35 protein-coding genes are annotated in these 22,330 nt (G+C 42.8%); 31 read left to right on the top strand and 4 right to left on the bottom strand.

Annotation, left to right across the window (positions count from 1 at the left end; translation table 11 throughout):
* Positions 1–544: 544 nt before the first annotated feature.
* A complete protein-coding gene (locus tag BACCOP_RS00820; protein WP_007565120.1) occupies positions 545–1,294 on the bottom strand; it encodes an ATP-binding protein in 750 nt (249 codons plus the stop codon).
* Positions 1,295–1,442: 148 nt separating this feature from the next.
* On the opposite strand from BACCOP_RS00820, the gene BACCOP_RS00815 reads away from it, so the two are divergent.
* The 7 genes from BACCOP_RS00815 (at position 1,443) to BACCOP_RS00785 (ending at position 8,803) form a co-directional block, all read left to right on the top strand.
* The gene (locus tag BACCOP_RS00815; RefSeq protein ID WP_007565118.1) at positions 1,443–2,855 is read left to right on the top strand and encodes a tetratricopeptide repeat protein; all 1,413 of its coding nucleotides are present in this window, start codon (positions 1,443–1,445) and stop codon (positions 2,853–2,855) included.
* 30 nt (positions 2,856–2,885) lie between these two features.
* Entirely contained in the window at positions 2,886–3,359 is a 474-nt protein-coding gene (locus tag BACCOP_RS00810; RefSeq protein WP_007565115.1) for an NfeD family protein, read from the top strand.
* A 30-nt stretch (positions 3,360–3,389) separates the two neighbouring features.
* The gene (gene floA, locus BACCOP_RS00805; protein WP_007565113.1) at positions 3,390–4,391 is read left to right on the top strand and encodes a flotillin-like protein FloA; all 1,002 of its coding nucleotides are present in this window, start codon (positions 3,390–3,392) and stop codon (positions 4,389–4,391) included.
* Between the two features lie 51 nt (positions 4,392–4,442).
* A complete protein-coding gene (locus tag BACCOP_RS00800; protein WP_007565111.1) occupies positions 4,443–5,321 on the top strand; it encodes a nucleoside phosphorylase in 879 nt (292 codons plus the stop codon).
* A gap of 96 nt (positions 5,322–5,417) precedes the next feature.
* The gene (locus BACCOP_RS00795; protein WP_007565109.1) at positions 5,418–5,912 is read left to right on the top strand and encodes a GAF domain-containing protein; all 495 of its coding nucleotides are present in this window, start codon (positions 5,418–5,420) and stop codon (positions 5,910–5,912) included.
* 71 nt (positions 5,913–5,983) lie between these two features.
* Positions 5,984–7,447, top strand: a complete 1,464-nt coding sequence (mnmE, locus tag BACCOP_RS00790; protein ID WP_007565108.1) for a tRNA uridine-5-carboxymethylaminomethyl(34) synthesis GTPase MnmE — start codon at positions 5,984–5,986, stop codon at positions 7,445–7,447.
* 189 nt (positions 7,448–7,636) lie between these two features.
* Positions 7,637–8,803, top strand: coding sequence for a site-specific integrase (locus tag BACCOP_RS00785; RefSeq protein ID WP_007565105.1), 1,167 nt, complete (start codon positions 7,637–7,639; stop codon positions 8,801–8,803).
* Between the two features lie 15 nt (positions 8,804–8,818).
* Here the strand turns inward: BACCOP_RS00785 and BACCOP_RS00780 are convergent, their stop codons facing one another.
* From BACCOP_RS00780 to BACCOP_RS00770, 3 genes are read right to left on the bottom strand one after another with little or no spacing between them, the layout of a single operon-like run.
* The gene (locus tag BACCOP_RS00780; RefSeq protein ID WP_007565103.1) at positions 8,819–9,091 is read right to left on the bottom strand and encodes a hypothetical protein; all 273 of its coding nucleotides are present in this window, start codon (positions 9,089–9,091) and stop codon (positions 8,819–8,821) included.
* Positions 9,064–9,546, bottom strand: a complete 483-nt coding sequence (locus tag BACCOP_RS00775) for a hypothetical protein (RefSeq protein ID WP_007565101.1) — start codon at positions 9,544–9,546, stop codon at positions 9,064–9,066. Before BACCOP_RS00775 ends, BACCOP_RS00780 begins: the two co-directional genes overlap by 28 nt.
* Positions 9,547–9,582: 36 nt before the next feature.
* Complete coding sequence (locus BACCOP_RS00770; protein WP_007565100.1) at positions 9,583–10,011, bottom strand: helix-turn-helix domain-containing protein; 429 nt, start codon at positions 10,009–10,011, stop codon at positions 9,583–9,585.
* A gap of 158 nt (positions 10,012–10,169) precedes the next feature.
* On the opposite strand from BACCOP_RS00770, the gene BACCOP_RS00765 reads away from it, so the two are divergent.
* The 24 genes from BACCOP_RS00765 to BACCOP_RS00655 all read left to right on the top strand — a co-directional run bounded on the left by BACCOP_RS00765 (position 10,170) and on the right by BACCOP_RS00655 (position 22,316).
* On the top strand, positions 10,170–10,709 hold the full coding sequence (locus BACCOP_RS00765; RefSeq protein WP_007565097.1) for a DUF2786 domain-containing protein: 540 nt from the start codon (positions 10,170–10,172) through the stop codon (positions 10,707–10,709).
* A gap of 4 nt (positions 10,710–10,713) precedes the next feature.
* Positions 10,714–10,947, top strand: coding sequence for a hypothetical protein (locus tag BACCOP_RS00760; protein WP_007565095.1), 234 nt, complete (start codon positions 10,714–10,716; stop codon positions 10,945–10,947).
* Positions 10,934–11,338, top strand: coding sequence for a hypothetical protein (locus BACCOP_RS00755; protein WP_007565093.1), 405 nt, complete (start codon positions 10,934–10,936; stop codon positions 11,336–11,338). The genes BACCOP_RS00760 and BACCOP_RS00755 overlap by 14 nt, the downstream gene beginning before the upstream one ends.
* Positions 11,335–11,562 (top strand): hypothetical protein, encoded by a 228-nt coding sequence (locus BACCOP_RS00750; protein WP_007565092.1) that lies wholly within the window; start codon positions 11,335–11,337, stop codon positions 11,560–11,562. Before BACCOP_RS00755 ends, BACCOP_RS00750 begins: the two co-directional genes overlap by 4 nt.
* A gap of 2 nt (positions 11,563–11,564) precedes the next feature.
* Complete coding sequence (locus tag BACCOP_RS00745) at positions 11,565–11,855, top strand: helix-turn-helix domain-containing protein (RefSeq protein ID WP_007565090.1); 291 nt, start codon at positions 11,565–11,567, stop codon at positions 11,853–11,855.
* 35 nt (positions 11,856–11,890) lie between these two features.
* On the top strand, positions 11,891–12,799 hold the full coding sequence (locus BACCOP_RS00740; protein WP_007565088.1) for a hypothetical protein: 909 nt from the start codon (positions 11,891–11,893) through the stop codon (positions 12,797–12,799).
* 6 nt (positions 12,800–12,805) lie between these two features.
* Complete coding sequence (locus BACCOP_RS00735; RefSeq protein ID WP_007565085.1) at positions 12,806–13,414, top strand: hypothetical protein; 609 nt, start codon at positions 12,806–12,808, stop codon at positions 13,412–13,414.
* Positions 13,415–13,452: 38 nt separating this feature from the next.
* Positions 13,453–13,764 carry a hypothetical protein gene (locus BACCOP_RS00730; protein ID WP_040311663.1) on the top strand — a complete coding sequence of 104 codons (312 nt, stop codon included), beginning with the start codon at positions 13,453–13,455 and terminating at the stop codon, positions 13,762–13,764.
* Positions 13,761–14,702 carry a YqaJ viral recombinase family nuclease gene (locus tag BACCOP_RS00725; RefSeq protein ID WP_007565082.1) on the top strand — a complete coding sequence of 314 codons (942 nt, stop codon included), beginning with the start codon at positions 13,761–13,763 and terminating at the stop codon, positions 14,700–14,702. Before BACCOP_RS00730 ends, BACCOP_RS00725 begins: the two co-directional genes overlap by 4 nt.
* Positions 14,703–14,757: 55 nt before the next feature.
* On the top strand, positions 14,758–14,943 hold the full coding sequence (locus BACCOP_RS00720; protein ID WP_148315657.1) for a hypothetical protein: 186 nt from the start codon (positions 14,758–14,760) through the stop codon (positions 14,941–14,943).
* Between the two features lie 154 nt (positions 14,944–15,097).
* Positions 15,098–16,474 (top strand): putative quorum-sensing-regulated virulence factor, encoded by a 1,377-nt coding sequence (locus BACCOP_RS00715; RefSeq protein ID WP_007565077.1) that lies wholly within the window; start codon positions 15,098–15,100, stop codon positions 16,472–16,474.
* A 12-nt stretch (positions 16,475–16,486) separates the two neighbouring features.
* Complete coding sequence (locus tag BACCOP_RS19165) at positions 16,487–17,455, top strand: DUF4373 domain-containing protein (protein WP_007565075.1); 969 nt, start codon at positions 16,487–16,489, stop codon at positions 17,453–17,455.
* On the top strand, positions 17,452–19,275 hold the full coding sequence (locus BACCOP_RS00700; RefSeq protein ID WP_007565072.1) for a bifunctional DNA primase/helicase: 1,824 nt from the start codon (positions 17,452–17,454) through the stop codon (positions 19,273–19,275). Before BACCOP_RS19165 ends, BACCOP_RS00700 begins: the two co-directional genes overlap by 4 nt.
* A gap of 30 nt (positions 19,276–19,305) precedes the next feature.
* A complete protein-coding gene (locus BACCOP_RS00695) occupies positions 19,306–19,791 on the top strand; it encodes a hypothetical protein (RefSeq protein ID WP_007565070.1) in 486 nt (161 codons plus the stop codon).
* A 1-nt stretch (position 19,792) separates the two neighbouring features.
* A complete protein-coding gene (locus tag BACCOP_RS00690; RefSeq protein ID WP_007565068.1) occupies positions 19,793–19,972 on the top strand; it encodes a hypothetical protein in 180 nt (59 codons plus the stop codon).
* Positions 19,966–20,409: a hypothetical protein gene (locus BACCOP_RS00685; protein ID WP_007565066.1), complete on the top strand. Its 444-nt coding sequence runs from the start codon at positions 19,966–19,968 to the stop codon at positions 20,407–20,409. Before BACCOP_RS00690 ends, BACCOP_RS00685 begins: the two co-directional genes overlap by 7 nt.
* 4 nt (positions 20,410–20,413) lie before the next feature.
* Entirely contained in the window at positions 20,414–20,647 is a 234-nt protein-coding gene (locus BACCOP_RS00680; protein ID WP_007565064.1) for a hypothetical protein, read from the top strand.
* On the top strand, positions 20,644–20,898 hold the full coding sequence (locus tag BACCOP_RS00675; protein ID WP_007565062.1) for a hypothetical protein: 255 nt from the start codon (positions 20,644–20,646) through the stop codon (positions 20,896–20,898). The genes BACCOP_RS00680 and BACCOP_RS00675 overlap by 4 nt, the downstream gene beginning before the upstream one ends.
* A 7-nt stretch (positions 20,899–20,905) precedes the next feature.
* Complete coding sequence (locus BACCOP_RS20560) at positions 20,906–21,061, top strand: hypothetical protein (protein WP_007565061.1); 156 nt, start codon at positions 20,906–20,908, stop codon at positions 21,059–21,061.
* A complete protein-coding gene (locus BACCOP_RS20330; RefSeq protein WP_007565059.1) occupies positions 21,058–21,216 on the top strand; it encodes a hypothetical protein in 159 nt (52 codons plus the stop codon). Before BACCOP_RS20560 ends, BACCOP_RS20330 begins: the two co-directional genes overlap by 4 nt.
* A gap of 5 nt (positions 21,217–21,221) precedes the next feature.
* Complete coding sequence (locus BACCOP_RS00670; RefSeq protein WP_007565056.1) at positions 21,222–21,509, top strand: DUF4884 domain-containing protein; 288 nt, start codon at positions 21,222–21,224, stop codon at positions 21,507–21,509.
* Positions 21,487–21,684: a hypothetical protein gene (locus tag BACCOP_RS00665; protein ID WP_007565054.1), complete on the top strand. Its 198-nt coding sequence runs from the start codon at positions 21,487–21,489 to the stop codon at positions 21,682–21,684. Before BACCOP_RS00670 ends, BACCOP_RS00665 begins: the two co-directional genes overlap by 23 nt.
* A complete protein-coding gene (locus BACCOP_RS00660) occupies positions 21,681–21,938 on the top strand; it encodes a hypothetical protein (protein ID WP_007565052.1) in 258 nt (85 codons plus the stop codon). Before BACCOP_RS00665 ends, BACCOP_RS00660 begins: the two co-directional genes overlap by 4 nt.
* A gap of 3 nt (positions 21,939–21,941) precedes the next feature.
* On the top strand, positions 21,942–22,316 hold the full coding sequence (locus tag BACCOP_RS00655) for a hypothetical protein (protein ID WP_007565050.1): 375 nt from the start codon (positions 21,942–21,944) through the stop codon (positions 22,314–22,316).
* Positions 22,317–22,330 lie beyond the last annotated feature (14 nt).

Genomic DNA, 22,330 nt, shown 5'->3' with positions numbered 1-22,330 from the left:
TGTTTTTGACGGTTGCTGAAAAGAAAAATCAAAGGTGTTTTGCATGTTCCGTAAAAAATCGTACCTTTGCATAAAGTGAGTTGCACATCAACGCAATTGATGCAAGTATGTAGAAACCAGAACGGTTGCCAACTCGTTACCTCGTTTTTTGATAATCCGCATAAACTTTTTATTCTTAGCGGATTATGTGATTCTTCCAAAAATAGTAAATAAATAAAGCTGCTTTTCATCTTATTATATTTATGGTTCTTGGATATTAAAGCTAACACATGATATAGGGAATTATCCCCCATATTCCAATTATACTAAAATAAACAAAAAACGAATATAAAATGTTCTATAAAGCTGTATAATTCCGCCTTAAAAGTAGATATCAGCAGGATTGATGAATCATAAAGAATCTTCTCAAAAAAACATCAAGATATTTACTTGTTTTTTGTACAATTTTTTAAAAAAGATGATGATATTTTTTCAGAAATATGCTGAATTTTTTGACGACATATCATAATCATTTAGCCTTTGGAAGATAAATCCAATTAAGATGCTATAAATCAACCTCTTCCGGAAGAAGATCAGTCTGAATATTATTCATGCTTCCCCATAAACTATACCGAGCTTCAGGATTCATGCGTTCCAGCGTACGGAGCACTTCTTTCATATCCGAGCGATGAGAATCTTTTTCGTACGGACAATTTTTGATCTGTTTACGATAACCTTTCGCCTGAGCCATTTCTATCAGATCGGCCTCATGTACCAGACACATCGGACGGATAATGGTCATATCAAACTTTCGCATTACCAGACGCGGAGGCATCGTACTGAATGCTCCCTGAAATGCCATATTCATAAGCAACGTTTCCAGTATATCATCCATGTGGTGTCCCAAGGCTATCTTATTACATCCCTGTTCTTTTGCTACTGTAAAAAGAGCTTTACGGCGATTCCACGAACAGAGGAAGCATGGCGACTTGCGGGTATCAGTAGAAGGATCGAAAGACGTTTCGTAGCGTACGAACGGCACTCCCAGATTTTCGGCAAAGGAACGAAGGTAATCCATGTCCGATTCGTAAGCTATATTCGTCATCACGACATGTGCAGCAACGACTGAAAAACGAGGCTTGTAAATACGCGAACGGCGGGCAAGTAGTTCCAGTAAAGCAAGTGAATCTTTTCCTCCCGACAACCCTACCAGTATCTTATCACCATCTTCTATTAGTCCATATTGCACTACACCTTTGTTAAAGCGTTTTTCTATGCGTCGCATCAATTTATCTTCTTCTGTCAATTTTCCCATTTCTTCCGATAATCTTAAAAACGGGGTAAAATTACACCAAAAGAACGATTCTCGAAAGATTTTGAAAAATTAGAATGCCGAAATAATCAAAATTTCAAAGAAACTTTGTATTTTTGAAAATAACATCATCGAAACAACACGAAAAATTATGAATAAGAAATATACGCTAGCACTTATCGCTTTATGCAGCATGGGAGGAACTTTCGCCCAATCACTCACTCAGGCAAAACAATGGTTTGAAGAAGGCAAGTTTGCCGAAGCCAAACCCGTTTTCCAGAAATTAGTAAAACAGGCTCCATCGAATGCAAATTACAATTTCTGGTACGGAGCATGCTGCTATGAAACCGGTGAATTACAGGAATCACAACCCTACCTTGAAAAAAGTGCTGCACGCAAAGTAATAAATGCTTATCTATATTTGGGAAAACTATATTATGCAATGTATAGCTTTGATGAAGCGACCGAAAATATTGAAGAGCATATCCAATGGCTGGAAAAAAAGAAGCGTGATACTTCTGCAGCAGAGAAAGAATTAGACCGTTGCCGTCAGGCTGCACGCATGTTAAGAGGAACTGAGAATGTAGCTGTAATTGACAGCTTTGTAGTAGATAAAAATAATTTTCTTTCGGCATATAAATTAAGTAAGGAGTCGGGAAACATTTCTCTTACCGAAGATGGCTCAGGAACTTCATTTACAAATGAGCTGGGTGATAAAATGATTTTTACACAAGCGTCTGAAGACGGAGAAACGAGTTTATACTCACGCTTCAAGTTGATAGACAAGTGGGAAGATGCCAAGCCATTAAGCGGTCTGGACGAATCAGGACATAACCAAAATTATCCGTTTATGGCATCAGATGGTATCACACTTTATTTTGGAGCCGAAGGAGATGAAAGTATGGGAGGATACGATATCTTCGTAACCCGTTATGATTCGGATGACAATACGTATCTCCGTCCGGATAACATCGGTATGCCGTTTAACTCTCCATACAATGATTATATGTATGCATTAGATGACTTGAACAATTTAGGGTGGTTTGCTTCTGATCGTTATCAGCCAGAAGGAAAAGTTTGTGTATATGTTTTCGTTCCTAACTCGACAAAACAGGTATACGACTACGAAACAGCTGACCCGCAAGCTATTATTGATGCTGCTACACTAAAAGAAATAAAGAAGACATGGAGTGATCCCGATAAAGTACGTATTGCCAGACAACATCTGGCTCAGGTATTGTATGGCGGAAGTACAGAAAAGAAAAAGAGTGACTTCCGTTTTGTCGTAGACGATAATGCTGTTTATCATACATTATCAGATTTTCGTTCTAAAGAAGCACGGCAGATGTATGCTTCATTCTTGCAGAAAGAGAAAGATCTTGCATCATTGGAAGAATCATTGACAAATCTTCGTACTGCCTATCAGCAATCGAACAAAGCAGGAAAAGAAAAAATGGCTCCCGGTATATTAGATAAAGAAAAACGTACCAACGAGTTACGACATGAGCTGGAACAACTGACTTTATCTGTGCGCAATGCAGAGCTTAAAGCATTGAAACAGTAAAAAATAGACACCATTTTTATACGAGCAGATATGGAAACACTGATTATTATTGCACTTATTTTGGCGGGACTTTTACTTTTTGCTGTGGAAGTATTTCTAGTCCCCGGCATTACCCTTGCAGGAATAGCATCGGGAATCAGTCTGCTTTATGCCATTTGTTATGCTTTTCATTCCGTAGGAACACAGGCCGGATTTATTACGCTTGCCGTTGAAGCCGTTGGAATAATCGGTATAACCATTTGGTTCATGCGCTCCAAGACAGTAGACCGTCTTTCGCTCAAACAGACACTCGACTATAAACCAGAACCGCTGAAAGGAATCAATATTCAGGCTGGTGATACAGGCATGTCATTGACACGCCTTACCTTGATAGGAAATGCCGAGATAAACGGCCATATCATCGAAGTGCAATCAGCTGATGGATTTATCGAAGAGCGTACTCCCATACAAGTAACTCGTATAAATAATGGAACTGTATATGTGACACGCTACATACAACAGTAATTTTTTTAAACCTTAAAATATCAATTACCTATGATTGACCCTAACTATCTTCCGTTCATTTTAGCGGCTGGAGGAGTTGTCTTACTGGCAGTCTTCTTCCATTACGTGCCTTTCTTTCTTTGGCTTTCTGCCAAAGTATCAGGTGTACGTATTTCGCTGGTTCAGCTTTTTCTGATGCGTATTCGTAATGTTCCGCCATATGTTATCGTACCTGCAATGATTGAAGCCCACAAGGCTGGTTTAAGCACTATTACACGCGATGAACTGGAAGCTCATTATATGGCAGGCGGTCATGTGGAAAAGGTAGTTCATGCACTGGTTTCAGCATCAAAAGCCAATATCGATTTGTCGTTCCAGATGGCTACCGGTATCGACCTTGCAGGACGTGATGTGTTTGAAGCCGTACAGATGTCTGTCAATCCGAAAGTTATTGATACGCCTCCTGTCACCGCCGTTGCCAAAGATGGTATCCAGCTTATTGCGAAAGCACGTGTAACTGTACGTGCCAATATCCGCCAGTTGGTAGGTGGAGCTGGTGAGGATACAGTCCTGGCACGCGTAGGCGAAGGTATTGTTTCATCTATCGGTTCATCGGAAAATCATAAATCGGTACTTGAAAATCCGGATTCTATTTCCAAACTTGTACTACGAAAAGGACTGGATGCAGGGACTGCATTCGAAATTTTATCTATTGATATTGCCGATATCGATATAGGTCGTAATATTGGAGCATCTTTACAGATAGACCAGGCCAATGCTGATAAAAATATTGCACAAGCCAAAGCTGAGGAACGCCGTGCAATGGCTGTTGCCTTGGAACAGGAAATGAAAGCAAAAGCAGAAGAAGCCCGTGCCAATGTAATACAGGCTGAAGCCGAAGTTCCAAAGGCTATGGCAGAAGCTTTCCGTACCGGCAATTTGGGAATCATGGATTATTACCGGATGAAAAATATTCAGGCAGATACAGATATGAGAAGCAGTATCGCCCGCCCGGATGCAAATCCTGCAGGACATGAACCGATAGGTAAATAATCATTATCATATAATAGCAAAAACTCAACTAACTAAATAAAAAAGAATATTATGAAAAAGTACTTTCCACCCTCAGAACTGATTATAAATGAAGATGGTTCGGTATTTCATCTTCACGTAAAGCCGGAACATCTGGCCGATAAAGTTATCCTTGTGGGAGACCCCGGACGAGTAGCTCTAGTAGCATCGCATTTCGAAACAAAGGAATGTGAGGTAGAAAGCCGTGAATTCCGTACCATAACCGGAACATATAAAGGGAAACGTATTACAGTCACTTCTACCGGTATCGGATGCGACAACGTAGATATTGTTATGAACGAACTGGATGCATTGGCTAATATCAACTTTCAGACTCGTGAAGAAAATGACAACTTCCGGCAACTGGAAATCGTACGTATCGGTACTTGTGGAGGATTGCAACCTTATACTCCCGTGGGAACTTATATATGCTCTGAAATCTCTGTAGGGTTCGACGGACTGCTAAACTTCTACGAAGGAAGGAATGCAGTTTGCGACCTTCCGATGGAACGTGCCCTTTTAAATCACTTGGGATGGAGCGGAAACCTCTGTGCACCGGCTCCTTACGTTATCCATGCCAACAAGGAACTGGTTGAGCGTATTGCCGGAACAGATATGGTACGCGGCGTTACAGTAGCTTGTGGAGGTTTCTTCGGTCCACAAGGCAGACAGCTCCGCATTCCACTTGCCGACCCTCACCAGAATGAAAAGATTGAAAGTTTCGAATATCAGGGTCATCGCATAACCAACTTCGAAATGGAAAGTTCAGCACTTGCAGGGCTTGCACGTCTGCAAGGACATAAAGCTACCACTGTCTGCATGGTTATAGCCAATCGCGTAGCCAAAGAAGCCAATACAGGATATAAAAACAAAATAGACGACCTGATAAAGACAGTGCTTGAGCGAATCTGATATTTATAATTCTTCTTTTTTTTATATATACAGGTTCCTCTGTTTATTGCAGAGGAACCTGTTTTGTCAAAAAAACAACAGCTATTTAGAATATTTATGGAAGCAAGTTTTAAACAAGATAGCAAACTAAACAAAGCAGAAAGATATCAATTTTTTCTTACACAACTTACATCCCTTATAGAAGGTGAAAGAAACGAAATCAGTGTATTGGCGAATACCAGTGCGGCCTTAAAGGAAGCTTTCGGCTTTTTCTGGGTAGGTTTCTATCTGGTACATGACGGTGAACTTCATTTGGGGCCTTTTCAGGGCAGTGTAGCATGTTATCGTATTAAAAAAGGACGTGGAGTATGCGGCACGGCATGGTCGGAAGCCCGTACACAAGTTGTCCCCGATGTAGATCAATTCCCAGGACATATCGCCTGTAGTTCGCTTTCCCGTTCGGAAATTGTCGTTCCGATCATAGTGAATGGAGAAGTAAAAGGAGTATTGGATATCGACAGTGATCAGCTTTCTACGTTCGATGAAACTGACCGGGTTTACCTTGAAAAAGTAGTAGACCTTCTTATCAGAGAACTTTACACTCAAGAATAATTATCACCCAAACTTTTCCGGATATAAGCTGAAAAGCCGTATCTTTGTATGATTTAAAAGCAAAAGACATCATGAATATACAACAAACAGAAGATACTATTTGTGCCATTGCTACCGCACAAGGCGGAGCAATCGGTACGATCCGTGTTTCGGGGGCTCAGGCTATAGCCATAACCGACCGTATTTTTACTCCAATATCGGGAAAACCTCTGACAGAACGTAAGCCATATACCCTGACATTCGGACATATTCTTTCGCCTGCAGGTGAGATAATAGATGAAGTATTGGTAAGTCTTTTTCGTGTTCCTCATTCTTATACAGGTGAAGATTCAGTAGAAATATCTTGTCATGGATCATCATATATTCTGCAACAAGTAATGCAGCTCCTTATTAAGAATGGATGTCGTGCTGCGGGACCAGGTGAATATACCCAACGTGCCTTTTTGAATGGTAAAATGGACTTGAGTCAGGCTGAAGCAGTTGCAGACCTGATTGCCTCGACTTCTGCCGCTACACATCGTATGGCAATGAATCAGATGCGTGGAGGATTCAGTCGTGAATTATCTGCTTTAAGAGAGAAACTGCTCCATCTGACTTCACTCATGGAGTTGGAGTTGGACTTTAGCGACCACGAAGAACTGGAATTTGCAGATCGTTCAGAACTGGAAGAAATAGCTCAACAAATTGAACAAGTTATCAGCCATCTGGTAGATACATTTAGTGTCGGTAATGCTCTGAAAAATGGTGTACCGGTTGCCATCGTAGGAGAAACCAATGCAGGAAAGTCTACCCTATTGAATGCTCTCCTGAATGAAGAGCGTGCTATCGTGAGCGACATCCACGGTACAACACGTGATGTTATCGAGGACACTATGAATTTAGGTGGTGTCACTTTCCGCTTCATCGATACAGCCGGTATCCGTGAAACGACTGATACCATCGAAAGTTTAGGAATTGAACGAAGTTTCCAGAAACTGGAACAGGCAAATATCGTACTATGGGTTATCGATGCAACCTGTGCAGAAGAACAATACCACCAATTGGCCGAAAAGATTCTACCACGCTGCCAAGGCAAGCACCTGGTAATTGTACTCAACAAGACGGATCTGCTTCCGTTAACAGAAAAAAGTTTATCTTGTTCAGTAACCGATACTACGGCATCGATGCATAAGCCAATAGATGATCTGAAAGCTATTCTTCCTGATTTGCCTGAAGATGCTTGTGTCATTTCCCTTTCAGCCAAGCAGAAAGAGGGCCTTTCTCTACTTCAGAAGCAGTTGGTGGACTTCGCTGCCCTACCCGACCTTTCACAAAATGATGTGGTAGTCAGCAACATTCGTCACTATGAAGCACTAAGTCGTGCACTGGAAGCGATTCATCGCGTACAAGATGGACTGACCATGCAACTTTCTGGTGATTTGGTAAGTCAGGATTTACGTGAATGTCTTTTCCATCTGGCTGAAATTGTTGGTGGAGAAATCACTAACGATGAGGTGTTGGGGAATATATTTAAACACTTCTGCATCGGAAAGTAAAGTAAGTAAAACGGAAAGCAAAAGGCATACAAAACGGGTGTAATCAATGATAGATAACAGTTAATCAATCAATGTTTTACACACCATATAAACTTATATAAAATTTTTCTCTGATTATACTCGTTTTATTATTTTTTTGTTGTTATTTTGTTGCTCGTATCGAAAACAGCAACAAAAGCAACAAAAATTATGGGAAAATCGAAAGAACCGATAAGGCTCAGACAGAGAAAGACCGCTTCGGGGAATATCACGTTATACCTCGACATCTACCTGAACGGGAAAAGGTCTTATGAATACTTGAAACTCTATCTTATCCCTGAAACGAACAGAAAGGATAAGGAGAAGAACCGTCAGACGCTTCAACTCGCCGAGGCGATAAAAGCCAAGCGGGTTGTTGAACTTCAAAACGGAGAATACGGTTTTAACGCCGCCTACAAACTTGAAACGAACTTTCTTGACTATTACCGGGCTATGTGTGAGAAACGTCACGGCAACCCCGAGAGCCGGGGAAACTGGGGTAATTGGTATAGCTGCCTCAAACACCTTGAACGGTATTGCAAGCCTAACACCACATTCAAGGACATAACACCTGAATGGATAATCGGTTTTCGTGAACACCTTGACAAGAACGCCCGTTGCAGAGACAAACGGAAGATTATCACAACGGAAGAAGTGACAAAGCCGCTTTCACAAAACAGCAAGGTCAGTTACTTCAACAAACTCCGTGCCTGCATCAACCAAGCATTTGAAGACAGGATAATACCGCATAACCCACTTCGTGGCATTGAGGGTTTCAAACAAGCTGAAACGGAAAGAAGTTATCTGACATTGGAAGAAGTCAAGGCGATGGCTGCTGCCCAATGCAAATACCCAGCCTTGAAAAATGCGTTCATGTTCTCATGCCTGACAGGTCTTCGCAAATCAGACATTGAGAAACTCCGTTGGCGTGAAGTTCAGCAGCAAGGAGACTTTACCCGGATAATCTTCAAACAGAAGAAGACGGGCGGGCAAGAATACCTTGACATCAATAAACAAGCGGTTCAATACATGGGGGTTCGCCGTGAACCTGATGACCGGGTTTTTGTCGGTTTCAAATACAGTGCCTATATGATAGCTGAGTTAAGGATGTGGGCAAATAGGGCGGGAATAACAAAAGACATCACGTTCCATTCAGGGCGGCACACATTCGCTGTCCTCATGCTTGACCTCGGCGCAGAAATCTACACGGTTCAGAAACTTCTCGGGCACAAGGAACTTTCAACAACACAGATTTACGCGAAAATCCTTGATAAGAAAAAGCAGGAGGCGGTTGCGATGATACCCGATATTTTCGGGGCTGATGACAACAAGGAATAAGGGACGGGGGCAGCTTCACGGCTTTGCCCCCGTCCTCGTTTCATAGAAATCCCCCTCGCCTGTCAGAAGCCAGCGTGCGGAAACCTTGTATTCTTTCACTATATAAGTCAACCAAGCGGGTTGAAAAATGTCACTTGCCAAGTTCTTTTCAAGTTTGTTCAAATTCCAACGATTTATATCAAACTCACGTGTAAAAGTCTGTTTTCCTCTTATCTTCCCGTCATCTTTCAGGCGGTAAAGAGCTTCAAAAAAACGGCGTACTACCTTTTGGCTGTCTTCTGTCTGCATAATTCATCTGATTTAGCGGCTGCGGTTGCAAATTTGGTGTTAATTTCTCTCTCCCGGAGATTAAGGCGTTCCCTCCATGATTGAAGCGTGTCGGGGCTGAAATCGGCTTTCTCCCCCTCTCTTACTTGACGTTCAAACATGCGGAGTTCATCGGGTGTCATAACGGGAATGAAACGTTCAAGTTCCATGACCTGAAAAACGTGTTCAAGGGCTTCACGGCGCAAGTCCGCTTGTTTCTCATCACTCAGCATTTCCCCCTGCCCCGTCAAGAACCAACGGGCGTTTATCTCGGGCAAAGCCTCAATGATTGAGACCACGGGTTGCAAGCCGAAATCAACACCTTTCAGAAGTTTAGACAGATATTGCGGCGACCAATTCAAAAGGGCTGCAAAGGCGGTCTGTCTCCCGCCAGTCTTATACTTTATAATATCTTGAAGTCTTCTATTCATATCCATATTTAGGTATTTTGAAAACACTTTTCCCGACAACCGCTATACGGCAACGGCAGAGCTTGCATTCCCTTCCCGGCGGGCATTGATTTTTTTGTTTTCCTGAATCTGTTCTTTCAGCATTTCCATTAATTCATCTATTTGCTTGTCACGGGCTGAAAGGCTTTCCGCTTGCTGCTTGATGATTTCCCAAGCATCTTTAGGAACAGCCACCCCGCCGTCTTCACTGTTCAGATTATTAGAAAGGAACATTTCTCCCTCGCCTGATTGAAGCCAAACAAAGTTTATATTTTCATCAAGGGAACAAATTCGCTTCATAAACTTCTCAGAAAGAGGTACTTTACCCGTAGCAATCTGAGAGAAAGAAGACTTTGTATATCCCAGAGTTTCAGCCAAAGCCCTTTCATTTTCCGCTATTTCCTTGAAAATAAGCCAATTTATAACTTTTCTCAATCGTCTAAGATGTTCCATTAGTAAATATAATTATTGTTAAATTATAAATTTAATTTCGATTTACTCTTTTAAAATAATTACTTTGTTTATATTTGCATCGTCATACAATTTTGTATGCGGACAAATATACGAAATAATAAATAAAATCGGAATAAACTGATAAGTAAATTTTTGATATGGAAAGAATTACTGACAAACTCAAAAAACTTCTCGCTCTCGCAGAACGGGGATGCGGTGGGGAGGCAGAGAACGCCCGCCGTCTTCTTGAAGAACATCTGAGAAAATACGGTATGACGCTTGAAGACATCTGCGAAAACAATATTTCACGCAGGACATTCAAGTATAGGAACAAAGAAGAACGCACGATTATCATTCAAGTCTTCCTATCGGTTCTTGGTAGCAAGAGCGAAGCATTTAATGGGTCAACTTACAGTGCTTCAAAGAAGACAATCTACATAGACCTGACAGACTTGGAATATGCTGAAATATCCGACATGGTTGCGTTCTTCAAGTCTCAGTTTAACAAAGAGAAAAAACGCCTAATGAAAGACATTCTCCACGCTTTCGTCAACAAACATAACATCTTTGACTGTACCCCTAACGATGATGACAAGGCAAGCGACAAGGAAATAGACCTTGAAGAACTCATGCGCATTTTATCCCTATCAAATGGTATGGAAGACGTGACATACAGAAAAGCAATTTCAAACAAATGACGATATGGAAACAATGATTTTTAAGACACCTTGCCAAACAGAACGGGAAACCCGTGACTTGGCTATTTACAACGAGTATAACGCCCTGATTGCCGTTGAGGGACAGAGTAAAACGCTCGTAACAGAACACCTGATGAAGAAATATAACATACACAGCGCAGGAACTATTTACTTGATTCGCCGCCGTGTGGAGAAGAAATTGGAAGCGCAGAAAGGGGGTATAAATGGCACTAAGTAAAGAGGCGCAAAAAATCAAGACCGAGTACAATAAAAAGTACATGGAAAGATATTGGGAGCGCAAAGCTGAAAAGAGAAAAAACGAGACCAAAGCGGCGGCAGAAAAGACAAAGACTGTGACAACAAAAAGAACGACAAAGACTGTGAGCACCGTTACAGTCAAAGAAACAGAACTTTTTGAATGGCTTTTTCCTGAACCGCACGTCACGGAGGTAACGGTCTCCCGGAACGGACAGTCTGACGCACAGTATATCAAAGCTCTTGAAACGGCTAACAAGACCATAAACACGGAAAACGCCCGTCTTCAAAAACTCTTGATTAAATATCAAGACATCGTAAGAACGGGATTGAAAGCGATAATGTTTGACATCGAAAACTGTAGGTCATTATGAAAAAGAAAATTATTCAATGGGGGCTGATGACCGTTCTCGGTCTTTGGGGAATGGTTTCATTCATGGTTCTCGCAGGAGAAGAAGCCCCCGAGGTATGTATGACATTGGGCGATTTCTTTCTGATTAAAGCCCTTGCGATAACAAGTTTTTCAGGTTGTATTCTATGCGGGAAATGGCTCTCAAAAAAGGGTCTTTTACCGGAAATAAACATGCAGGAGGATTGAATATGGAAATCACTTTGGAACAACTCAACGAAAAGATAGACAACCTTTCACGGTTGACGCTTATCAGTTCAAAAACGGTTCTTGACTTTGAAGAAACGATTCTGTTCACGGGATTGAGCAAAGGACACCTTTACCGCCTGACAAGCAACCGACAAATACCATACTTCAAGAAAAACCGCAAACTATATTTCAAGAAGTCAGAATTGGAAGAATGGATGCTTGAACGGCGCATACCGACAGAAGAAGAAATTCAAAGTCAGGCTACAACATATTTAGCAACCCATAAAATTTAAATCAATCATTTTATTAACAATCAAATTTCATCATTATGGAAAATGACATTATTGAAATCAAACAAGCTGAAATGCTTGCGGGAATTACCCGGTCAGAAATTGACATTCAGATTGCTACGGCGAAGCAATATCCCCGTGACCTGAATACAGTCTTAAACAAAATCGCCACCTATGCCACAATGGATAAGGAAACGGCAGAAGACTGCTTCTATGTTCTCAGAAGAAAGGACGCAAACGGTAATGACAACACCATTGAAGGGCTTTCAATCCGTATGGCAGAAATTATCGCAGGGGCTTGGGGAAACCTGAGAGTTCAGACCCGTATAATCGGGAATGACGGGCGTAAAATCACGGCTCAGGCTGTCTGCCATGACCTTGAAACAAACTACGCCGTATGCAAGACCGTTGACCGCCGGATAACAACGAAAACGGGCAAAACATACAGTGACGATATGCAGGTTGTAACAGGCAACGCTGCCTCTTCAATCGCTTTCAGAAATGCAGTCTTGGCGGTCATACCGAAAGCCGTTACAAAACGTGTCATCAATGAAGTTAAAAAGGTTGCGCTCGGTCAGGCAATTGACGTTGAGACATCACGCAAGAACTGTTTGGCAAACTTCGCAAAAGCGGGTGTGACGGAAGCCATGATTTGCCAATATCTCGGTATCAAGACTATCGCAGACATAGACAAAGAACGTCTGTTTGAACTGAGAGCCACTTGGAACGCAATCAAAGAGGGAACGACAACCGTTCAGGAAACCTTTGTCAAACCACAACTTGAAGCCAAAGCACAAGAAGAAGCCAATAAAAAGACCGCTTCGGCGGCTGACAAGGCGGCAGCGGCTATCGCACAAGCAACGGGAGAGATACCCGCCAACGTTGACCCTGAAACGGGTGAAATCAAAGAAGAAAAGTCAAAGAAAACATCAACATCTAAAAAGTAAAACATTATGAAAGAAGTAATTGAAGTCAAAAGAGACGATTTGCGGGAACTTTATCAGGTATTAACCAATTACCCGGCAATTTCAAAAGAACAGGTTCAGAACGAAATGCACAAGGTTTTCGGGGAAGATACATTCAAACCCAAAGACATCATGGAGCGTGTAAAGACCTTTGAAGACGCTTGCCGTGAACTTGGGGAAGAACACCCATTTGTAAGGTCATATAACGGTTATACAAACAACATCCACGAAAACAATAAAAACGATACGGACATACTTGCATACCTCAAACTCCGTATCATCTGCGCCGCCTTGAACGAGGGCTGGGAGCCTCAATTCACAGAGGACGAATGGCGTTATTATCCTTGGTTTTGGCTCTATACTCAGAAAGAAATCAATGACATGGATGAAGACGAAAAAACAGACCGCCGCTTAATGTCAACAGGCGAATATCAAACAGGTTATGCGGGTCTCGCTTGTGCGGGTTCGCATTACGCCCCCTCGAGTACGATTGCGGCCTTCGGTTCTCGCCTTTGCTTAAAGAGCGACACGCTCGCCGTTTACTGCGGGAAACAGTTCATCAACATCTGGGCATACTTCTGTCTTATCCGCAAGTGAGTAACAACAAATGTTTAACATTCAAATATCAACAGTTTATGGAAACTAAAAATAACAGCGAATTTATGTCACAGGTTGACGCATTTTCAGAAGAAATGCAGAAGTTTATAGAAAAGTCTGATAAGAGACACGCCTTAATTATCATCGCCTCTGAGCCTGACGAAAACGGGGAAAGCTCACGTCAAACCGGGTCTATCATGGGAAATGAAGAAGAAGTCGTTCACGCTTTAGTCGGGTTTATAAGACAACCCCAAGGACGTGAGTTGTTAAAGAGGGCTGCTTCTCTAAGTATGCTTGATTCTTTGATGAAATCAGTATTGAACACAAAAGAGCAGGAGGAAAGAAAATGAGCTACACGATTATCAGACCGAAAGACCGTAACGAATGGCTTGAACATAGAAAGTCAGGTATCGGGAGCAGTGAGGTTGCAACTATTCTCGGGTTGAACCCGTGGGAAACCCCTTATCAGCTTTGGAGACGCAAGGTTGGTCTTGATGAACCTAAAACAGAGACATTTGCTATGAAAGCGGGTCATTATCTCGAAGACGCTGTTGCGCAGTTTTGGCATGACGATACGGGACGTGAAATAATCAAGTCATCAGCCGGGGACTGGCTGATAAGAAATAATGAACGCCCCTATCTACAGGTCAGCCCTGACCGTACATATTGGCTCGCAGGAGAAAAGAAGAACGCTTCAAACAAAGGTGTTTTGGAATGTAAGACCACCCAAATGAAAATTTCCTCTGACGATCTGCCGAAGCATTGGTTCTGTCAGGTTCAATATCAACTCGGGGTTGCAGAATTGAAAGAGGGCAGTTTGGCTTGGCTCTGTTCAGGACGTGAGTTCGGCTACAAAGACCTGTCTTTTGTTCCTGACTTCTACGCATGGATAGTTGAAGAAGTTGAAAAGTTTTGGCGTGACAACATTCAAGGGAAGAAAGAACCCGAAGCGACATCGGTTCAAGACATTCTGCTGAAATTCAACCGTCACACGGACGGGAAAATCGTTGAAGTGAATGACGCTATTTTCTCAGACTATCAAAAGTTGAAAGAAGTCAAGAAAGAGATGGATAAACTTGATGAAATCAAGACAGAGTTGGAAGAACGCATTAAACTCGGCTTCGGAGACGCAGAGGCTATCAGCTACGGAGGTCAGACGCTCGCCACATGGAAAGCCCCCAAGCCGTCAATGAAGTTTGATGACAAGGCTTTCAAAGCCGCACACCCTGAAATGGTTTCCGAGTTCTCAAGGGAGGTTCAGGGGGCACGCCGCTTCCTGTTAAAATAAGGTTCAATCAACAAAGAAAGGTCAGACGGTTATGTATATCATTTCAAATAAGCAAATGGAAGATATAATCAGCTATATCGAAGCATGGAAAGACGGGGTTCAGGTTGAAGAAAAGGACACCCGGACTTATAACAAGGTTCGCCTCGCAAATATCCTTGTGAAGAAACTGAAAGCGAAACAGCCGCTTTCAAAGCCTGAACTTTCTGAGAGCCTTAAAAAAAATCTTCATGATTTGAAGTGAGTACAATGTAATCACTTATCTTTGCAATAACCGAAATGAAAAGACAGTTAAACAACGATATAAACTCCGTACATGGGTTGAACATCCGAAAGGTTTTCAAACGCTTGCTGTTATGCGTGGTTAGCCCTAAATACGGAGTTTTATTCTCTCAAATATGATAACACTCAGAGAAAACCAAACAGAGCCGATAAACAAGGCTATTCAGTTCTTCACGGAAAAGAAACCGAAGCCGAGTTTGATTGTTCTCCCGACCGCTTGGGGAAAATCAATACTGACGGCTTTTGTCGCAAAGAACAGCAACGATAAAATGATTGTTCTTCAACCCTCGAAAGAGTTGCTCGAACAAAACTATTTGAAATATTGCTCGCTATGCGGGAATTTCGCCTTGAATGCGGGTATTTACAGCGCAAGTTTCGGGCGAAAGGACATCGCCCATATAACTTACGCTACGATAGGCTCAATAAAGAGCCTCGGGGCTAAATTCAAGTCTCTCGGGTTTACAAAAATGTTGATTGATGAAGCGCACCTTTATCCCCGTGAGGCTGACAGTATGCTCGGGCGTTTCCTGAAAGAAAGCGGTATAACCCACGTTCTCGGAATCACGGCTACCCCCGTGAAGCTGCAAACGAACCGGGATAAGGACGGGCAGAACTTCTCAAAACTTGTCATGCTGACCTCCCGTTCAAAAAAAGGCAACTTCTTCAAAGAAATCATTCATGTCGGACAGGTGGCTGAAATGGTTCGCCTCGGCTTTTGGTCTCCGCTTCAATATGAGACAACGGGATTCGACAGCAGTCTTCTTGTCTTCAACAGTTCAAAATCTGAATACACGGAAGAAAGCGTTCAGCGGGCGTATGATGCGAACGGAGGGTCTGAACAGATTGTTCAAGCCCTTGACAGACATTCAGACCGCCGCCATATTCTTGTCTTCGTTCCCTCTGTTGAGGACGCTATAACGCTTTCAAAGAAATACCCAAACTCAGCCGTGATTTACGGGGAAATGGATAAGACGGAACGTTCTCAGGTCATCACACGTTTCAGGGCGGGCGAAATACGGGTCATATTTAACGTCAGAGTGCTTTCGACAGGCTTTGACTATACAGGTATCGACTGCATCGTTTTAGGCGTTTCTACGGCTTCTATCGCCTTGTATTATCAGATTATCGGACGTGCGACACGTATTGACCCCGAGAAAACGGACGCTTTGATTGTTGACCTCGGCGGCAATGTTGAACGTTTCGGGCGTGTTGAAGACATCACGTTTGAGCAGGGTAAAATGTGGCGAATGTTCGGAACGGGCGGGCGGCTTCTGTCAGGCATACCCATTTCGGACATCGGTCATTACACCCGTGAAGACACACGGGCGATAGACGCTCGGGCAGAAGCCCCGATTGAAATCATGCCTTTCGGCAAATATAAGGGGAACAGAATAGCGGACATTCCCCTTGATTACCGTCAATGGATGATACGCTCCTTTGAATGGAACGCAAGGAACGAGAAACTCCGCAAATCAATTCTTACAACCCTATAAATCCATCAGGCTATGGCAAGACCGAAAAAACAAACCGTTGATTATTTCCCGCACTTCGTCAAGGGCGGGCGCACGATTTTCATCCTTGAAAATAAGTTCGGGAATGACGGATATGCGTTTTGGTTCAAACTCCTTGAAATTCTCGGGGAAAGTGAGGGGCATTTCTATGATTGTTCAAACGCTTCAAATTGGGAGTATCTTCTTGCCAAAACACGTGTCACAGAGGAAAAGGCGAAAGACATTATCAACGTCTTGATAAATCTAAACAAAATTGACATTGAGCTATGGAACGAACATCGTGTTTTATGGATTGCGAATTTTGTCAGAAACCTTTCAGATGTTTACAGAACCCGTAACACCAACCTCCCGTCAAAACCCAGTTTTGAAGACAAGAAACAGCCTGAACAGAAAGTTTCTTCCGAGAAAACACAGGATGAAGAACGGTTTTCTGCGCAAGAAACCCCTAAAGGAGAGGAAAGTAAAGAAAAGGAGAGCAAAGAAAAATATCCTTATCAGGATATATGCGCCTTGTGGCACTCAATCTGTGTTTCTCTGCCGAAAGTTCAAAAACTCAATGACAACAGGCGAACAAAAATAAAATGCCGTTGTGACGAATGGGGCAAAAGCCGTGAGACTTGGATACAGACCGCAGAAGACATCTTCAAGCGTGTTCAGGCTTCCGACTTCCTGACCGGGCGGCAATCCAACAAAAGGGCGTGGACGGCGACATTCGATTGGATTTTTGAGAACGGTTCAAACTGGATAAAGGTTCAAGAGGGCAACTACGACAACGATAAAGGCAGCGGCGTTCAGAACGGTTCAAAAGTCACAAAGGTTCAACTCGGTGTCGGCGAGTTCTATGACAACTCAGGGCGAAGGACATACGGTTCAGGTAAGGCAATAATACCTCCTACAGCCCCACCCCGTCCGTCTGACAGACACGCTTGGGATTCATCATCAAACACTTGGATTTTATTATGAGCATAAATTGGGAAAGATACGGGATAAAAGCCCCCTACGGGCGTTCAGGAAACAGAAAGGTTTTCTGCCCACAGTGCCATGACCAGCGTCACGACAAACGTGACAAAAGTCTTTCTATCAACCTTGAAACAGGCGAATTCAACTGTCATTACTGCGGCTTCTCGGGCTGTGCAGCGGAAAAAGAGCCTTGGGAAAAAGAAGACCGCCCGTGGCGCAACGCCGCCCCCATACGCCGCGAGAAACCCGTTTACAAGAAACCCGCCCCACGTCAGGACTGTTCTTCAATCTCAGGGAAAGCCCTTGAATGGTTCAAGGGACGGGGTATCAGCGAAAAGACCCTGACTGCGATGAAAGTAACCGAGGGGCTTGAATGGATGCCACAGAAGAACGGCAAAGCGAATACGGTTCAGTTCAACTACTACCATAACGGGGAACTTGTCAACACGAAATTCAGAACGGGAGACAAATGTTTCAAACTCTGTTCAGGCGCAGAACTTCTCCCATACGGGATTGACAACATCAAAGGTACGAAAGAATGTATCATCACAGAGGGCGAAATGGACGCTCTGTCATTCTTTGAATGCGGACGGACAGATGTTGTGAGCGTTCCGAACGGGGCTAACTCAAACCTTGACTACCTTGATGATTATCTCGAAGAATACTTTGATGACAAAGAGACAATATACATCGCATCCGACACGGACACGAAAGGCGTTGTTCTGAAAGAAGAACTGATAAGGCGTTTCGGGGCTGAACGTTGCCGGATAATTGAATACGGGGACGGATGCAAGGACGCTAACGAACACCTGCAGAAGTACGGGCGTGAAAGTCTTCTGAAATGTATCGCTGACGCTCCCGAAATAAAGATTGAAGGCGTTTTCACGCTGTCAGACTTTGAACAATCCCTTGACGCTCTGTTTGAGCATGGCTTGCAGAAAGGGGTAACAATCGGGCATGACAACTTCGACCGATTGTGCTCTTTTGAAACGAAGCGTCTGTGTATCATCACGGGCGTTCCGAGTTCGGGTAAGTCTGAATTTATTGACGAAATTGCAGAACGATTGAATATCCGCTACGGCTGGCGTTTCGCTTATTTCAGCCCGGAGAACGCCCCGCTGGAATATCACGCCTCAAAACTGATTGAGAAGTTCACGGGCAAACAGTTTGACAAAGAACACCTGACATACGGGGAGTACAAACAAGTGAAACAACACCTTGAAACAAATTTCTTCTTCATATCCCCGAAAAGCGATTTCAGGGTTGACGCAATTCTCGAAAGGGCGAAATTCCTTGTCAGACGCAAGGGGATTAAAGTTCTCGTTATTGACCCATATAACAGGCTTGAAGATGAAAGCGAGGGCAAGAACGAGACTAAATACATATCAAGGCTGCTTGACAAACTGACAAACTTCGCACAGCAGCACGATGTGTTGGTTATCCTTATGGCGCACCCAACAAAGATGCAGAAGAACAAAGACGGCGAGCCTGAGATACCGACACTTTATGACATCAGCGGCTCGGCTAACTTCTACAACAAGGCTGATTTCGGTATTGTCGTTCACAGAAACCGACTTGAAAACACGGTTGAAATCTACGTGAAGAAAGTGAAGTTCAGACACCTCGGAGAGTGCGGAATGGCTCTGTTCAAATATAACTTGAACAACGGGCGTTACAGCCCCTTTGTCAACGGAACAGAACCCGTTTGGGATAACAGCAACCATTTACAGGAAGAAATCAAACGGCGTGAGCAGGAAGCCTTTGAAGCCTCTCAATTCAACTGGGATGACTTTCAGCCATCCGATGAAGAATGCCCGTTTTAACCATTTAACAGCAAAATAAATTTACAGACAATGGAAAAGATTAAAACTTATGTTCTTACACTATCGAAGTTCTTCCCCTCCACACACATACGCAAGGGAGAACCGACATCATTTCGTGACGCTTTCAATGCGGGACAGGTTTTCAACAGAGGTTCAGCGTGTTTATACAGACACCCAAAGAAGCACACGATACGGTCAAACTATCCGCTATGGCTGAAACGCATCACAGAGGTTCAAGCCGGGAAGGCGGTTCTCTCTGTCAGACAATGGACGGGAAAACCATACAGAAGCCCGCAAGAAGAAATAGCCATACTGACAAATGAAGACGGGCTTGGAATTCAAGAACTGAAAATGATTGATTTATTCAGACCCACAACGATAAACGGAAACAGGGTTGAATTGCCTGATTTGGCGGCGAATGACGGCTTATCGTTCAACGATTGGTATGATTGGTTTAAAAGTTATGATTTAAAACAGCCTATGGCGATTATTCACTTCACAAAATTCAGGTATTGACATGAAGCCGAAAGAATTTTTTGACGCTGTTGTCCGAATGAGAGAAAAACAGCGGGAATATTTCAAGACCAAGACAAGTTCAGCCCTGACAGAAAGCAAGAGACTTGAACGGGTCATTGATGACGAAATAGAAAGAGTTCAAAGAATTATTCACGAAAAACAGAACCCAAAGTTATGGTAAGATTGATTGAAAATCCGATTTGCGTAAAGATAACCATATTCAAAGGTCATCACGCTGATGAAGTGGTTTATTATCGGAACAAATTATCTGTCTCTATGATTGAGAAATGGAGGTGGTATTTTGAATACCTTGCAGCCCTTATCAAAGTTAATAACCCTCTCCGTAAAACAGAGCTAACGATTTGTCCTCAGACACTTCTGCAAGGGGAAGAATATATTGAAGAAAAAAGCAAAACACTACTTAAAGCGAAGCGAACAAAGCTGAAAACGCTTCAAAACAAGCCTGTACAGAACGACTTGTTCAACTACGCTAAACAGGAACAAGACAGTAAAATTCAAACCGTACAAAGTGAAATAAACGCTCTTGAACAGGGGAAGTTTAACTACTATGTTCCTCCAACATACATAAACAGGGTTAAAGAATGGATAAATCGATAAAGTTATGGCAAGATTAGACATTGAAAGGCAAAAACGGCTTGAACCGACACGCATTGAATATGCTGTCAGCCGTATTCAGGAACTCGGCTTTGAAATTGTTCAGCGTGACAACACTCAGATACAGTTCATTCACAAAGGGCAAACAGTGACATTCTTCCCGTACAGCGGATGGGCAACAGGAAAAAGCATAAAGGACGGGCGGGGTCTTGAAAGACTTCTTAAACAGTTGAGACCATGAGACCGAAAGGAAACGGCTTGATACCGCTTCACGATGAAAAGCAAGAAGAACGGGGCTTCTTCTGTATAAAGCTGGTTCAGTTTCTGAACACAGAAGCCGAAATGGGGACAGATGAATGCAAGCGGCTTTGGGATGAAAGGTTCTCAGCCGCAAAAAACGGTTGTTGCTTTTACAAAGACCGCTGCCCAATATATGAAAGAACGGTCAAGAACAGACCTGTACAACTGAATTTATTCACTTATAAAAACTGATATAAACATGAAAATGCAAAAACAGAAAAAACAAATTCCTGCGGATTTCCGCAAACAGATGTATGAGAATTACAAAGCTAATATGGCTTTCTACGGTAAGCCGGTAAGCCCATATAAACAGTGGCTCAAAGATGTGTTTAACACTAAAATACCAACAAAATGAAACGGATAAAAATAATAACAAGTTCCGTGGAACTTGAAGAATTTGTAAATAGGACAAACATAGAGATTATTCAGGTAGATATAAAAGCCGTGGAACAGAGTTTCTTCGCACAAGAGTGGTTTATAGCAGTAATTTTTTATAAAGAAATAATTTAATAAACATGAAAAAGATTATCATCATTTCAATCGCACTCTTAGCCCTGACAGCGTGCGAATCAAAACAAGTTGAAGAAGTCAAGGCGAGTTCTAACCAATCATACCCCGTTGAAAAACTGTTCACGGTTGACGGTATCACGGTTTATCGTTTCCGTGACAATGACCGTTACGTTTACTTCACAAACAGAACGGGCGATGTTCAATACAGTTATCAAAAGAGGGTTGGAAAAGCAACAAAAAATGTCAAGGTTCAAACAATGTGTAACAACAATGGGCAGGAAAATAAACATTGAAGAAGTCAGGGGCTTTCTTGAAGCCTCTAACAGACAGTTCGAGCAGGGAGGCATATACCTTGAACGTGCTCTGTTCAAACGTGACGATAACTGGGTTCTGACGGGTATCACGCTTTCATACGAGGACAGAACAACATCTGACACACAAGAAACAAGAAAGGAGAAACAAGTATGAAAAACGTGACACGGTGTAAAATAACGCTTTCAAACGGTCAGCGTTATACATTGAGAGACCCGGAAGACATCGGCGGCATTGACAGCAACCGCACGGCATTATTCGTCTTCAATAACGGGCAAATTTACAGAGGATGCACGGACGGAGAGGTTGACGATGACGGGGATTTCTGTCTTTCAAAAAAAGACACACATCATCGCATAGGGCTTCCCTTTGACCGTCTTCTCGGATGGGCTTACGAAAAAGAGGGCTGACTTATGGGAAACAGCCTGAATGACGTTTGTGACCGTCTTCAAGAAAAGTTGGGTCTCCTTGATGAAGCGGTAAAAGAGTTAAAAGAGGCTTTGATAAACGCTCAGGAATCTTTAGGAATGTCTATCGCTGAGATTGAACGGGCTATCGAACAAATATCAAGGCTCGGGGCTGAATGTCTGATGGAGCAAGTTATTGAACGCAGCTTGGAATATGAACTGAAAAAAATAAGCCTTGAAGATTATAAAATCTGTTCTGAACCAGCAGAGCGTGACCCCTACCCTCCATATAGGGAACGGCTGCATCCCCGGAAGCACTGGCAACGGAAACCCTATTGGCTCAGAACCCGGAGCAACCCGAAGAAAAAAGGCTATCATTAAGCCTGAGAGCCTGA

The sequence above is a fragment of the Phocaeicola coprocola DSM 17136 genome (assembly GCF_000154845.1).
In the GTDB taxonomy this organism is placed as follows: domain Bacteria; phylum Bacteroidota; class Bacteroidia; order Bacteroidales; family Bacteroidaceae; genus Phocaeicola; species Phocaeicola coprocola.
The sequence above is the reverse complement of the archived record's forward strand: the minus strand, read 5'-3'. Positions and strand labels throughout refer to the sequence as shown.